We start from the raw sequence: 15205 nt of genomic DNA on the forward strand, positions 1-15205 counted from the left end.
GGAGTTCGCATGGCCGACGTGAACAACCGGGCCTCACGGAACAAGGTGGCGATCATCGGGATGGGCTGCCGCCTGCCCGGCGGCGCCTCGGACCACCGCGCCTACTGGCGGAACCTGGTGGCGGGCAAGGACTGCATCACGCCCACCCCGCCCGACCGCTACGACGTCCGCACGCTCGGCAGCCGGTTCCGCGACAAGCCCGGCCGCCTCGTCGGCGGACGCGGCGGATACATCGACGGCTTCGACGAGTTCGACCCCGCGTTCTTCGGCATCAGCCCCCGCGAGGCCGACCACATGGACCCGCAGCAGCGCAAGCTGCTCGAAGTGGCCTGGGAGGCGCTGGAGGACGGCGGCCAGCGCCCCGCCGACCTCGCCGGCGGCAACGTCGCGGTCTACGTCGGCGCCTTCACCCTGGACTACAAGATCCTGCAGTTCGCCGACCTGGGCTTCACCTCGCTGGCCGCCCACACCGCGACCGGGACCATGATGACGATGGTCTCCAACCGGATCTCGTACTGCTTCGACTTCCGCGGCCCCAGCCTCTCCGTCGACACCGCCTGCAGCTCCTCCCTGGTCGCCGTCCACCTCGCCTGCCAGGCGCTGAACAGCGGTGAGAGCGACCTCGCGCTGGCCGGCGGGACGCTGCTGCACATGGCCCCGCAGTACACCGTGGCCGAGACGAAGGGCGGCTTCCTGTCGCCCGGCGGCCGCTCCCGTACGTTCGACGCCGCCGCCGACGGCTACGTACGGGCCGAAGGGGTCGGCCTGGTCGCGCTGAAGCGGCTGGAGGACGCCGTACGGGACGGGGACCGGATCCACGCGGTGATCCTCGGCAGCGGGGTCAACCAGGACGGCCACACCAACGGCATCACCGTGCCCAGCCCCGACGCGCAGGTCGACCTCATCCGCCGGGTCTGCGCGGAGGCGGGCATCGCCCCCGGCGACCTCCAGTACATGGAGGCGCACGGAACCTCGACCCCCGTGGGGGACCCGATCGAGGCCAACGCCCTGGCCCGCGCCCTGGCCATCGGGCGGGCCCCGGGCGCCCGCGCCTACGTCGGCTCGGTCAAGACGAACATCGGGCACACCGAATCCGCCGCCGGGGTCGCCGGGCTGATCAAGACCGTCCTGAGCCTCAAGCACCGGACCATCCCGCCCCACATCAACCTGGAGAACCTCAACCCCGCCATCGACCCGGCCACCCTGCCGTACGAGATCCCCACCCGGGCCGTGCCCTGGCCCGACCACGAGGGGCCCGCCCGCGCCGGGGTCAACTCCTTCGGCTTCGGCGGCACCAACGCCCATGTCGTCCTGGAGGAGGCCCCGCCGGCGGTCTCACCGGCTCCGGCCTCCCCGGCGGCCGGCGGGGCCGCGCGCGCCTGGAGCGTTCTGCCGCTCAGCGCCCGCAACCCCGACGCCCTGACGGAGATGGCGGCCGGCATCCGGGCCGAACTGGCGGACGGCGACGACGGCCCGGCCGTCTCCCTCGACGACCTCGGCCACACCCTGGCCCACCGCCGCCAGCACCTGCCCGAGCGGCTGGCCGTCGCCTACTCCACCCGCGCCTCCCTCGACGAGGCGCTGGCCGCCCACGAGCGGGGCGAGCCCCACCCCCGGGTCGTCCACGGCCGGGCCCGCGAGGCCGCCGACCGGAAGCTCGCCTGGGTCTTCACCGGGATGGGCCCCCAGTGGTGGGGCATGGGCCGCCAACTGCTGGAGGAGGAACCGGTCTTCCGCGACGCGGTCGTCGCCTGCGACCGGGCGATGCGCGAGTTCGCCGACTGGTCCCTCGTCGAGGAGATGACCGCCGACGAGTCCGTCTCCCGGATGAGCGAGACCTGGCTCGCCCAGCCCGCGAACTTCGCCGTCCAAATCGGCCTGGCCGCCCTGTGGCGCTCCCACGGGGTGCGCCCCGACGCCGTGGTCGGCCACAGCACCGGGGAGATCGCCGCCTTCCACGAGGCCGGCGTCTACACCCTGCGGGACGCGGCCAGGATCGCCGTGCACCGCAGCCGGCTCCAGCAGACCCTGGCCGGGACGGGCGGCATGCTCGCCGTCAGCCTGTCCGAGGAGGAGGCGGAGCGCCGGGTGCGCCCCTACGCCGACCGGGTCTCCGTCGCCGCCGTCAACAGCCCCACCGCGATCACGCTGGCCGGGGACGAGGCGGCACTCGCCCTGCTGGCCGAGGAGTTGCGGGCCGAGCAGCAGTTCGCCAAGTTCCTCACCGTCGAAGTGCCTTACCACAGCGTCGTCATGGAGCGCGTCAAGGACGAACTTCTGCGCGAGATGGCCCCGTTGGAGCCGCGCCCGGCACGGATCCCGCTCTATCTCACCGGGGTCGAGGGCACCGCGCGGGGCGAGGAACTCGACGCGGCCTACTGGTGGAAGAACGTCCGCGACCGGGTGCGCTTCCGGTCGGCGGTCGACCGCCTCGCCGCCGACGGCCACCGGCTCTTCCTGGAGATCGGCCCGCACCCGGTCCTCGGCCACGCCATCCGCGAATCCCTCGACGCCGCCGCCACGCCCGGGCTCACCCTGCCCTCCATCCGCCGCCGCGAGAACGAGAGCGAACGCTTCGCCGCCTCGCTCGGCTCACTCCACACCCTGGGCGTCCCCGTCGACTGGGATCTGCTGCACCCCGCCGGCCGGCCGGTCACCCTGCCCCGTCACCCCTTCCGGCGCGACCGCCACTGGACGGAGCCCGGCCCCGTCGCCCAGGTCCGCCTCGGCCGCCGCGACCACCCGCTCCTCGGTCGCCGCACCGACGCCACCGCACCCACCTGGCTGGCCCGCCTGGGCACCGAGGACCTGCCGTACCTCGCGGACCACCGCATCCAGGACACCGTGGTCTTCCCCGCCGCCGGCTATCTGGAGATGGCCGCCCAGGCCGTCCTGCGGCTCACCGGCGGCACCACCGCCGTCCTCGCCGACATCGACCTGCGCAAGGCGCTCTTCCTGCCCGACGGCGAGGACCGCACGGTCGAGGTGTCGCTCTCCCCGGAGAACGCCGCGTTCACCATCGCCTCCCCGACCGGCGAGGACGGCGAACGAGTGGTGCACGCGGCCGGAATCGTCCGCTCCGGACAGCGCCGCCGCACCACCGGTCCGCTGGACGCCCCGGCGATCCGGGCCAGGTCCCTCCGCCACCTCGCGGGGCCCGACTGCTACACCGCGCTCGCCGCCCTCGGCTACCACTACGGCCCCGCCTTCCAGGCCGTCGACGAGGTCTGGATCGGCGACGGCGAAGTCCTCGCCCGCATCAGCCCGCCCCGGGCGATCGACGGTGGCGCGGCCGGCCACCACCTCCACCCCGTCCTCCTCGACGCCTGCTTCCAGACCCTCCTCACCCCGCTGATCCTCGACGGCCCCGCCCCCGGCGCCGGCATCAGGCTGCCGCTCTCCCTGGACGAGGTCGCCCTCGACCCCATCGGGGACCAGTCGTTCTGGGCGCACGCCACCCTGCGCACCGCCGACGCGGACACCACCCTCGGCGACATCGCGCTCTACGCCGACGACGGCTCCCCGCTCGGCCACGTCCAGGGCTTCCGCGCCGCCGACGTGGTGCGGGCGGCCACCGCGGTCGCCCGCACCACGATCGACTCCTGGCTGGCCGAACCCGTCTGGACCGACTGCCCGTCACTCGCCACGGAGGACGCCGCCCCGCCACTCACCGCGGAGGACGCCGCCGCCGTACGGGACGCGGGCCCGGGCCACGCGGAAGGGGCGGGCTCCAGGCCCCCGGCCGCCACCGCACCCGCCCACGACTGGCTGCTCCTCGCCGACGCCGGAGGCACGGCCGACGCCTTCGCCGCCCTGGCCCGCGCCCGCGGCGAACGCTGCCGCCTGGTCCGTACGGGAGCGGCCTACACCGCCTCCGGCGACGGCGGCACGTACACCGTCGACCCCGCGTCCGACGCCGACCTGCGCCGCCTGTTCGCGGACCTCGACCGGGACGCCGGGCCCTTCCACGGAACCGTCCTGCACCTGTGGAACCTCGACGCGCCCGCCCTCGCCGACTGCGACCGGCCCGCCCTGCGCGACCACACCGGCGCGGGCGCCTACTCCCTGATCGCCCTCGCCCGGCTGCTCGCCGCCCGGGGCGCGGAAGGCCGCCTCCACATCGTCACCCGAGGCGCCCAGTCCGCCCTGCCCGGCGAAGGGCCCGAACCTCTCGGAGCGCCCGCCTGGGGCATCGGCCGGGTCCTGCGCCACCAGGAGCTGACCGGCCACCCCGGCAAGCTCATCGACCTCGACCCCGGGCGCCGGCCCGGCCCCGACGAAGACCGCGCCGAGGCCGCGGCCCTGCTCGCCGAGGCGCTGAGCGACGACGAGGCCGAGATCGCGCTGCGCGACGGGGTCCGCCGCACCAGCCGCCTCCGCCCCGCCGAGAACCTGACCCGCCCCCTGCCCCCGCGCCTGCGGCCCGACGGGACCTACCTGGTCACCGGCGCGTTCGGCGCACTCGGCCGGCTGCTGTGCCGCACCCTCGTACGCCGGGGCGCCCGCCGGATCGTCCTGATCGGCCGCACCCCCGTGCCGGCCCGCGAGAAGTGGGCGGGCGCCGACCCCGCCACCGCCGAGGGCCGCGCCGTGGCCCTGCTCCGCGAGCTGGAGGCGCTCGGCGCACAGCCCGTCCCGGCCACGTTCGACATCACCGACGAGGACGCCCTGGCCGCCTGGCTCGACGCCCACCGGCGCAGCGGTGCGCCGCCCGTACGCGGGGTGTTCCACCTCGCGGGCCAGGTCCGCGACACCCTCGTCGCCGATCTCGACCGGGCCGCGTTCGACTCCGTCCACGACCCCAAGACCGTCGGCGCCCTCCTCCTGCACCGGCACCTGAGGGACGAACCCCTCGACCACTTCGTCCTCTTCGCCTCGATCGCCTCCCTGCTGACCACCGCGGGCCAGACCAACTACGCCGCGGGCAACGCCTTCCTCGACGCCCTCGCCCACCACCGCCGCGCCCGGGGGCTGCCCGCGCTCAGCCTCGACTGGGGGCCCTGGGCCACCGGCATGATCGAGGAACTCGGCCTGGTCGACCACTACCTGCACAGCCGGGGGATGAGCTCGCTCTCCCCGGAGGCGGGCATGGCCGTCCTGGAGCGCGTCATCGGCCAGGACCACGCCCAACTGGTCGTCGCCACCGTCGTGGACTGGCCCGTCTTCCTCGCCTGGTACCCGTCCCCGCCGCCCCTGGTCGCCGAACTCGCGGCAGCCGCCGCCCCGCCCGCAGACGCCGCGTCCGGCAACGGCTTCCTCGACACGTTCCGCGCCGCCGGCGAAGAAGCCCGCCGTACCCTCGTCGCCGAACGGTTCGCCGCGCTCTCGGCCGCCGTACTGCGGACCGGCGCCGACCGCATCGACCCCGCCACCGGCCTCGGCGACCTCGGGCTCGACTCCCTCCTCGCCATGGAGCTGCGGGCCCGCGTCCACGCCGAACTCGGCGTCGCGCTCCCCGTGGTGGCCCTGCTCAGCGGCACCCCCGCGGGAGAACTCGCCGCCCAGCTCCACGACGGCCTCGCCGCCCTGGCCTCGGCGGACGGCAGCGTCGCGGCCGACGCGGTCGAACTCCACACCGACGAGCGCGAGTACCCGCTCACGCAGAACCAGAAGGCGCTCTGGTTCCTCAAGCACCTCAACCCCGACGGGTACGCGTACAACATCGGCGGGGCCGTCGAGGTGAACGTCGCCCTCGAACCCGACTTGATGTTCGAGGCCGTCCGCCGGCTCATCGCCCGCCACCCCGCGCTGCGCACGACCTTCCACCTGGTGGACGGGCAGGCCGTCCAGCGGGTCTCCGAGGACGCCCCGAACGACCTCGCCCTCTTCGACGTCCAGGGCGAGGACTGGGAGACCATCCACGCGACGATCGTCCAGGAGTACCGCAAGCCCTACGACCTCGCCCACGACCCCCTGGTCCGCTTCCGCCTCTTCAAGCGGGGCCCGGACCGCTGGATCATCATGAAGGCCGTCCACCACATCGTCTCCGACGCCATCTCCACGTTCACCTTCATCGAGGAACTGCTGAGCGTCTACGAGGCGTTGCGGCGCAACCGGGAGCCCGGGCTCCCGCCCGTCGAGGCCCGCTACCTCGACTTCCTCAACCAGCAGAACGCCTTCCTCGCCGGACCCGAGGCCGCGGCCATGCTCGACTACTGGCGCTCGCACCTGCCGGCCGAGGTCCCGCTGCTCGACCTCCCGGTCGACAAACCGCGCCCGGCGGTCCAGACCCACAACGGGGCCTCCGAGTTCTTCGTCCTGGACGACGCGCTGAGCGCCCGCGTCCACACCCTGGCCCGCGCCCACGGCGTCACCCCGTTCATGGTGCTGCTGAGCGCCTACTACCTCCTGCTGCACCGCTACTCCGGACAGGACCACCTCGTCGTCGGCAGCCCGGTGACCGGCCGCACCCGCCAGGACCTCTCCTCCGTCTACGGGTACTTCGTCAACCCGCTGCCGCTGCACGCCGACCTGTCCGACGACCCGACCGTCGCGGAACTGCTCCAGCAGGTCCGCCGGACCGTGCTCGGCGGCCTGGACAACCAGGAGTACCCCTTCGTCCTCCTCGTCGAGGAGCTGGGCCTCCAGCACGACCCGAGCCGCTCCGCCGTCTTCCAGGCGATGTTCATCCTCCTCACCCACAAGGTGGCCACCGAGCAGTACGGCTACCGGCTGGAGTACATCGAACTGCCGGAGGAGGAGGGGCAGTTCGACATAACCCTGTCCGCCTACGAGGACGAGGCCGAAGGCCGCTTCCACTGCGTGTTCAAGTACAACACCGACCTCTTCCTCCCCGAGACCATGCGCCGCATGGCCGACCACTACACCCGCCTCCTCGACCGGATGACCCGCGCCCCGGGCGAGCAGCCCGCCTCCCGCCTGGAGATGCTCGGCGAGCAGGAACGCGAGCGACTCGTGGGGGAGTGGAGCCGCCCGGCCCTGCCGGCGTCCCCGGCCCCGGAGTCCGCCGGTCACCGGGAGGGCCACCCGTTCGTCCCGGTGCACACCCTCATCGCCCGGACGGCCGCCGAGCACCCCTCGGCCACCGCCGTCGTCATGCCGTCGCCGCACGGCGAGGCGTACCGGCTGACCTACGAGGAGCTGGACCGGCGGGCCGACGACACCGCGGCCCGGCTGCGGGCCCACGGCATCGGCGAGGGCTCGGTGGTCGTCCTGTGCCTGGAGAAGTCCCCCGAGCTGATCGTCGCCCTGCTCGGCGTCCTCAAGACCGGCGCGGCCTACCTCCCGCTCCGCCCCGGCCAGCCCGCCGACCGCCTCGCGCACCTCGTGTCGGCCACCGGCGCGGCACTCGTCCTCGTCGCGGACGACGCCGGGCCCGAGCAGACGGCGGCCCTGTCCGCCCCGACGCTCACCCCCACCGCCCTCGCGGCCACCACGCCCCGTCCGGACGGCGCGCCCCCGGCGACCGCCCCGGAGGCCCCCGCCTACATCATCACCACCTCGGGCTCCACCGGCCGCCCCAAGGCCGTCCGCGTCAGCCACCGCAACCTCGCCTCCGCGTACGAGGCATGGCGGCAGGCGTACCGGCTGGAGAGCGACGTGCGGACGCACCTTCAGATGGCCGAACCGTCCTTCGACGTGTTCACCGGCGACCTGGTGCGCGCCCTCTGCTCGGGCGGCACGCTCGTCCTGGCCGACCGCGACCTCCTCTTCGACACCACCCGGCTCTACCGCACGATGCGTCAGGAACGCGTCGACTGCGCGGAGTTCGTCCCCGCCGTCGTACGCGGTCTGATGGACCACTGCGAACGGGACGGACTGCGACTGGACTTCCTGCGGCTGCTGGTGGTCGGCTCGGACGCCTGGAGCGTGGGGGAGTACCGCCGGCTGGCAGAGCTGTGCGGACCCGCCACCCGGCTCGTCAACTCCTACGGCCTCACCGAGGCCACCATCGACAGCGCCTTCTTCGAAGGGCCCGCCGACGACCTCGAACCCGGCGCGATGGTCCCGATCGGCCGCCCCCTGCCCAACAGCACCCTCCACGTCCTGGACGCCCACGGAGAACCCGTCCCGCCCGGGGTGCCCGGCGAACTCTGGATCGGCGGCGACGGCGTCGCCCTCGGCTACGCCGGAGACCCCGGGCAGACCGACGAACGCTTCGTGACCCGTACGCTCTCCACCGCGGCGGACGCCCGCCCGGAGCGGCTCTACCGCACCGGCGACATCGCCCGCTGGGACGCCCACGGCCGGGTCCACCTGCTCGGCCGCACCGACGGCCAGGTCAAACTGCGCGGCCACCGCATCGAGATCGGCGAGATCGAGGCCCACCTCGCCCAGTGGCCCCCGCTCGCCCGCGCCGTCGTCACCGTGCGCACCGACACCGGAGGCGAACCGGCCCTCTGCGCCTACTGCGTACCGGAGACCGGCGCCGCCCTGGACGTCCGGGCCCTGCGCCGCCACCTCGCCCGCTCCCTGCCCTCGTACATGATCCCCTCCCACTTCACCGAGCTGCCCGCCCTGCCGCTGACCGCCAACGGCAAGGTCGACACCGCCGCCCTGCCCGCACCCCGCGCCGAGGCCGGCGACCGGCCCCACGAAGAACCCGTCACGCTCTACGAGACCAGCCTCGCCCGCCACTGGAAGACGCTCCTGGGCCGCGAACAGATCGGCCTGGAGGACGACTTCTTCGAACTCGGCGGCAGCTCGATCAAGCTCATCGAACTCCTCCACCACCTGCGCACCGAGTTCGGCGTCGGCGTCCCCGTCAGCAGGCTCTACCAGGTCACCACCCTGCACGGAATGGCCGCCACCGTCGAGGACGTCCTCCTCGGGGCGAGCGCCGAGGAACTGCCCAGCCTCACCTTCAACGCCGGCCAGGACCCCGCGCTCTTCTGCTTCCCGCCCGCCGGCGGCCACGGGCTCGTCTACCGCGGGCTGGCCGCCCACCTCCCCGACCTCTCCGTCATCGGCTTCAACTACCTCCCCGGCGACGACAAGACCGCCCGGTACGCCGACCTCATCGAAGCGGCCCGGCCTGAGGGCCCGTACCTGCTCCTCGGCTACTCCCTCGGCGGCAACCTCGCCTTCGAGACCGCCAAGGAGCTGGAGCGGCGCGGCCGCACGGTCGCCCACGTCGTCATCATCGACTCCCGCCGCATCCTCACCGCCTACGAACCCGACGCCTCCGGCATCGCCGCCTTCGAGGCCGAACTCGCCGAGCACGTACGCAAACACACCGGGTCCGAAGCCGTCACCCGCGAGACCCTCGCCCACGCCTCCGAGTACCTCGCGTTCTGCGGACGCACCCCCAACACCGGGACCGTCGCCGCCGAGGTCACCGTCATCACCGACGAGGAGAAGGCCGCCCTCTACGCCGCGGGGGAGCACGGCACCTGGCACGGCAGCTCCACCGGCGCCACCGCCGTCCTGCGCGGCTCCGGCGTCCACGCCGACATGCTGGACGCCAAGCACCTCGCCCGCAACGCCGAGCTGGTGCGCGCCACCCTGAGGGGGGAGGCGTCCCATGCCGGATGACGACTCCACCGACTGGACCACCCGGGAGCGCGCCCCGGGCACCCCGCCCCGCGTCATCGTCGTCGGCGCGGGCGTGGCCGGCCTCTCCACCGGCTGCTACGCGCAGATGAGCGGTGCCAGGACCCGGATCTTCGAGAAGCACGTGCTGCCCGGCGGCTGCTGCACCGCCTGGTCGCGCGACGGCTACCTCTTCGACTACTGCATCGAATGGCTCATCGGCACCGCCCCCGGCAACGACGCCCACCAGGTCTGGGCCGAACTCGGCGCGCTGGACGGCAAGTCGACGACCAACTTCGAGCTGTTCAACAAGGTCGAGGACGCCTCCGGCAGGTCGGTGGTCTTCTACAACGACCCCGACCGCCTGGAGGCCCACCTCCTGGACATCTCACCGGCCGACGCCCCGCTCATCCGGGCCTTCACCCGCGACCTGCGGCGGTTCATCGACATCGAGCTGTACCCGTTCCTGACCGCGCCCGCGCTGCGGACCGCACGGGAGCGGGCACAGACCCTGCGCACGGTGCTGCCGGCGTTCCGGCTGTTCTGGCGGACCGCCGCCACCCCGATGCACGCCTTCGCCGACAAGTTCCAGGACCCGCTGCTGCGCGCGGCGTTCCGCAACATCTTCTTCCAGGACCCGGAGGGCTTCCCGCTGCTCCCGTACCTCTTCAACATGGCGGCCGCCCACCACGGCAACGCGGGCTTCCCGCAGGGCGGTTCGCTCGGGCTCTCCCGGTCGATCGAGGAGCGCTACCGGGGGCTCGGCGGCACGATCACCTACCGGGCCCGCACCGAGCGGATCCTCATCGAGGACGACCGGGCGATCGGCATCGAACTCCGCAACGGGAAGAAGTACTTCGCCGAACACGTGGTCTCCGCCTGCGACGGCCACACCACCGTCTACGGGCTGCTCGGCGGCCGCTACACCGGACCCCGCATCGACAAGCTCTACACGGACCTCCTGCACCGCCCCGGCACCCTGTTCCCCGCCGTCGTCTCGGCCTTCGTCGGCCTGCGCGGCGACCTGGACCCCGGCGAGGCGCACAGCACCACCCACCTCCTGCACCCGGACGACGCCGCCCACCTCCCCGGCGCCCTGCAGGACAGCCTCGTCGTCCAGGCCCGCTCCCGCTACTCCGACGGCTTCGCGCCGCCGGGCCACTCCGTCCTGCACTGCACCTACTTCAGCGACTACGCCCACTGGAAGAACCTGCGGGCCAGGGACCGCAAGCAGTACCGCCGCCGCAAACGGGAAGTCGCCGACTTCGTGCGGGACTTCCTGGAGCGGCGAAGCCCCGGCATCGCCGAGCGCATCGACATCGTCGAGGTCGCCACCCCCGCCACCACCCACCGCTACACGGGCAACCTCAACGGCTCCATCCTCGCCTGGAAGGCGTTCTCCGACGCCGACGACGTCGCCGCCCGCCTGGTCGGCAGGGACCGCATGCGCCTGCCCGGCCTCAGCGGCTTCTCCATGGCGGGGCAGTGGGTCGGCATGGGCGGCCTGATCCGCGCCGCCTCCACCGGCCGCTTCGCCGTCCAGTACCTCTGCCGTGAACTCGGCCTGGAATTCCGGGCCTGGGAGAGCGGCGGGACCGAGCCCTGGCATCCGGGGAAACTGGGACGCCTGCCCCAGCTCGACCGGTGGTCCGCCCGGGAGAGGAAGGGCTCATGAGCGGTCGCGGCACCCCTTCCCGGCCGGACGGCGCCCGCCCCCGGGAGACGATGATCATCATCGGCGCCGGGCTCGGCGGGCTCTCCACCGGCTGCTACGCCCAGATGAACGGCTACCGCACCCGCGTCCTGGAGATGCACGAACTCCCCGGCGGCTGCTGTACCGCCTGGGAACGCGGCGGCTTCACCCTGGACGCCTGCGTGAGCTGGCTCCTCGGCAGCGGCCCCGGCAACGAGATGCACCAGATCTGGCTGGAGCTCGGCGCTCTGCAGGGCAAGGAGATCCGCCACTTCGACGTCTTCAACATCGTGCGGGGCACGGACGGCCGGGCGGTCCACTTCTACTCCGATCCGGACCGGCTCGAAGCGCACCTCATCGACATCTCGCCCGCCGACGCCCCCCTCGTACGGAAGTTCTGCCGTCAGCTGCGCAGCTTCCGCAAGGCGCTGGCGGTCTACCCCTTCCTCAAGCCCGTCGGGCTGATGGGGCGCGTGGAGCGCTGGCGGATGCTCGCCTCCTTCCTCCCGTACGTCAACGCGGTCCGCACCACGATCACCGTCCTGATGAGCGACTTCTCGCAGAAGTTCACGGACCCGCTGCTGCGGGAGGCGTTCAACTTCATCCTGTACGAGAAGCACCCGGCCTTCCCCGTGCTCCCCTTCCACTTCCAGCTCGCCTCGCACGCCAACCTCTCCGCCGGCGTCCCCGAGGGCGGCTCGCTCGGCCTCGCCGAGTCCATCGAGGCCCGCTACCGCCGGCTCGGCGGCGAGGTCTCGTACAACACGAAGGTGGAGTCGGTGATCGTCGAGAACGACCGGGCGGTCGGCGTCCGGCTCAGCGACGGCGGGGAGCTGCGCGCCGACATCGTCGTGTCGGCCTGCGACGGCTACACCACCACCATGAAGTTCCTGGACGGCCGGTACCTGGGCGAGGACTACCGCAAGCTCTACACCGAGACCATCCACGAGCCCGGGATGGTCTTCCCCGGCTACTTCACCCTCTTCCTCGGCCTCTCCCGGCCCTTCCCCGAGGGCGACCCCTGCACGACCCACCTCATCGACGAGGCGATGGCGGCCGAGCTGACCGGCATCCGGCACTCCAGCGTCAACGTCCAGTTCCGCAGTCGGCACTACCCCGAGCTGTCCCCGGACGGCACCACCGTCGTCTACGCCACCTACTTCTGCGACATCGCCCCCTGGCGCGCCCTGGACGAGGGCCCCGAACAGGTCACCCGCACCCGGGGCGGACAGAAGCTGCACACCCTGCCGGTACGCCACGGACGCGGCTACTACGCGGCGAAACGGCGGGCCCGCGAAGCCCTCATCGGCTTCCTGGAGGAGCGCCACCCCGGGCTGCGGGACGCGATCGTCGTCCGCGACGTCTCCAGCCCCCTGACCCAGGTCCGCTACACCGGCAACTACGACGGGACCGTGCTGGGCTGGCAGCCCTTCGTCGAGAGCGGGGAGAGGCTGGAGGAGCTGGTCAAGAAGCACGGGCCCGGCCTGCCCGGCCTGGAGAACTTCTACCAGTCCGGCGTCTGGGCCACCACCGGCGGCCTCATCCGGGCCGCCGCGGCCGGCCGCCACGTCATGCAGTTCGTCTGCCGCGACGACGGCAAGCCCTTCACCGCCTCCCTCGACCTCACCGCACCGCCACCGACCCACCGGGTCATCCCGGTGCCCGTCCGTCCCGCAACACCCCCGGAGAGGAAGTCATGAAGATCGCGAAATGGGTGGTCCGCGAACACGTCGAGGGCGTTCCCGACGTGGACCGCGTCTACGAGAAGGTCGTCGAGAACGTCGACGTCACCCTGGCCCCGGACGAGATGCTGCTGCGCACCCTGTACGTCTCCGTCGACCCCTACCTCCAGGGCATCGCCCTCGACACCCCCCTCGGCGGACACATGGGCGCCGACTCGATCATGGAGGTGGTGCGGGCCGGCCCGCGCGCCGCCCACCGCGTCGGCGATCTCGTGCAGGGCTTCGGCGGCTGGCGCACCCACGTCGTCTCGACCGGCGCGCCCGCACTCTGGCAGACCGGCACGTTCCCCATGGTCTTCCCGGCCTACCGCAGGCTCGACCCCGGCTGGTACGACGACGCGCTGCCCCTGCCGACCGCCCTCAGCGTCATGGGCGGCCCCGGCATGACCGCGTGGGGGACCCTCTCCAAGTACATGACGGTCAGCCCGGGCGAGACTCTCGTCGTCAGCGGGGCCTCGGGGGCGGTGGGAGCCCTGGTCGGCCAGCTCGCCGCACTCGCCGGGGCCCGGGTCGTCGGCACCACCTCCTCCCCGGACAAGGCGGACTACCTCACCGGGCTGGGCTTCGACGCGGTGGTCGTCTACCGCCACGGTGACGACACCGACACCGTGCGCGAGGCGCTGGTGCGGGCCGCCCCGGACGGCGTCGACCGGTACTTCGACAACCTCGGCGGCCCCGTCACCGACGCCGTCTTCCCCCTGCTCAACGTCGGCAGCCAGGTGGCGGTGTGCTGGCAGTGGGCGACCCAGGTCGGCAACGAGACCACCGGCCCCCGGCTCCTGCCGTATCTGATGTTCCCGCGCGCCACCGTCCGCGGCATCTTCTCCCTGGAGTGGTTCACCGAGGAGAACTGGCAGAGCCTCCACACCGAACTCGGCGGCCGCGTCCGGCGCGGCGAGATCACCTTCGACCACACCGTCCACCGCGGATTCGACAGCATCCCCGCCGCGTACGGCAGCCTCTACGACGACCGGGCGGCCAACCGGGGCAAGGTGCTCGTCGAACTCTGAGCGCCGCATGCCCTCCGCACACTCCGACGTCACCGCCGAGGAGGCACGTTGACCACCGTCGACCCCACGGCCCCCGCCCAGGAGCCGCTGCACCGCCTGCGCTTCGAGGAACCCGGCCCGCCCCGGCCCGCCGAACTCCCGGGCGGCGCCCCCGCCTGGCTGGTCAGCCGGTACGCCGACGTACGCCAGGTGCTCTCCGACCCGCGCTTCGGCCGGGCGCGGCTGTACGCGGTGGGCGCCCCGGCCCTCTCGGACGTACCGGACCTCGTCAACGACCCCGACCTCATGTTCAACCAGGACGGCCCCGACCATCTGCGGCTGCGCCGCACCCTGCGGCGGGCGTTCACCCCGAGGGCCGTCGCCCGATGGCGGCCCTGGATAGCCGCGACGGTCGAGGAACTCCTCGACCGGCTGGAGGCGAGGCGGCAACCCGTCGACTTCGTCGCCGAGTTCGCCCTCCCGTTGCCGGCGGCGGTGATCAGCCGGCTCATGGGCCTGGACGATTCGGCGTGGGACCGGATACGGCACTGGAGCGAGCACGCCTTCTCCGACGGCACCCACGAGAGCGAACACGTGGCGGCCGCGATCGAGGAGTTCAGCGCGTTCGGGGCCGGACTCCTCGCCGAGCGGCGCCGGACGCCGGGCGACGACCTGGTGAGCGGCATCGTCACGGCAGCCGACGCCGAAGGCGGCGTACCCGAGGCGCAGTTGGTCAGCCTGGTGTGCGGGCTGGTCGTCGGCGGCCACGACAGCACCATGACCATGCTCGGCAACGCGCTGCTCTACCTCCTGGGCGAGCGCCGCGACGCCTGGCCCCGCATCGGGGCCGACGAGGAGGCCGCGGGGCGCGTCGTGGACCGGCTCGTCCACCTCGTCCCCCTCGGCGACGACCGGGGCAGCATCCGGCACGCCGCCGCGGACGTCGAGGTCGGCGGGGTGACGATCCCGGCCGGATCGACCGTGATCGCCGACTGCGGCATGGCCAACCGCGACCCGGAGGTCTTCCCGCCCGCCACCCTCCACGACCTGTTCGCCCCGCTGGAGGCCCCCACGCTCTCGTTCGGCGCGGGCCCCCACTACTGCCTGGGCGCCTGGCTGGCCCGCGCCGAGCTGCAACTCGCCCTGCACCGGCTGGCCGCCCGCCTCCCGCGACTGCGCCTGGCCGAACCCGTGGGCGCCGTCGTCTGGCGGACCGGGACGACCTCCCGCAGCCCGCGCACCCTCGGAGTCACTTGGTAGAGCCGCCGCCCGGGGCCCGGCAGGCGGGT

Annotated in this window: 5 protein-coding genes; all 5 read left to right on the forward strand. The window is 73.2% G+C overall.

Translation table 11 applies throughout. The features are described from left to right. Positions 1 to 9 precede the first annotated feature (9 nt). The 5 genes from IF19_RS0104445 to IF19_RS0104465 are packed head-to-tail and all read left to right on the forward strand — an operon-like array spanning position 10 to position 15176. The gene (locus tag IF19_RS0104445; protein WP_030275985.1) at positions 10 to 9495 is read left to right on the forward strand and encodes a non-ribosomal peptide synthetase/type I polyketide synthase; all 9486 of its coding nucleotides are present in this window, start codon (positions 10 to 12) and stop codon (positions 9493 to 9495) included. Beyond that, positions 9485 to 11167, forward strand: coding sequence for a phytoene desaturase family protein (locus tag IF19_RS0104450; RefSeq protein WP_030121479.1), 1683 nt, complete (start codon positions 9485 to 9487; stop codon positions 11165 to 11167). The genes IF19_RS0104445 and IF19_RS0104450 overlap by 11 nt, the downstream gene beginning before the upstream one ends. Then, on the forward strand, positions 11164 to 12885 hold the full coding sequence (locus tag IF19_RS0104455; RefSeq protein ID WP_030118150.1) for a phytoene desaturase family protein: 1722 nt from the start codon (positions 11164 to 11166) through the stop codon (positions 12883 to 12885). Before IF19_RS0104450 ends, IF19_RS0104455 begins: the two co-directional genes overlap by 4 nt. Further along, positions 12882 to 13937 carry an MDR family NADP-dependent oxidoreductase gene (locus IF19_RS0104460; RefSeq protein ID WP_030118151.1) on the forward strand — a complete coding sequence of 352 codons (1056 nt, stop codon included), beginning with the start codon at positions 12882 to 12884 and terminating at the stop codon, positions 13935 to 13937. The genes IF19_RS0104455 and IF19_RS0104460 overlap by 4 nt, the downstream gene beginning before the upstream one ends. 48 nt (positions 13938 to 13985) lie before the next feature. Further along, entirely contained in the window at positions 13986 to 15176 is a 1191-nt protein-coding gene (locus IF19_RS0104465) for a cytochrome P450 (RefSeq protein WP_030121478.1), read from the forward strand. Positions 15177 to 15205: the final 29 nt, after the last annotated feature.

Origin of the sequence: Streptomyces californicus (assembly GCF_000717645.1) — a bacterium.
Classification (GTDB): Bacteria; Actinomycetota; Actinomycetes; order Streptomycetales; family Streptomycetaceae; genus Streptomyces; species Streptomyces californicus.

Bases quoted from the DNA above. Each gene is read 5' to 3' on its own strand.
- IF19_RS0104445 (WP_030275985.1), top strand. From the start codon at position 10: ATGGCCGACGTGAACAACCGGGCCTCACGGAACAAGGTGGCGATCATC.
- IF19_RS0104450 (WP_030121479.1), top strand. From the start codon at position 9,485: ATGCCGGATGACGACTCCACCGACTGGACCACCCGGGAGCGCGCCCCG.
- IF19_RS0104455 (WP_030118150.1), top strand. From the start codon at position 11,164: ATGAGCGGTCGCGGCACCCCTTCCCGGCCGGACGGCGCCCGCCCCCGG.
- IF19_RS0104460 (WP_030118151.1), top strand. From the start codon at position 12,882: ATGAAGATCGCGAAATGGGTGGTCCGCGAACACGTCGAGGGCGTTCCC.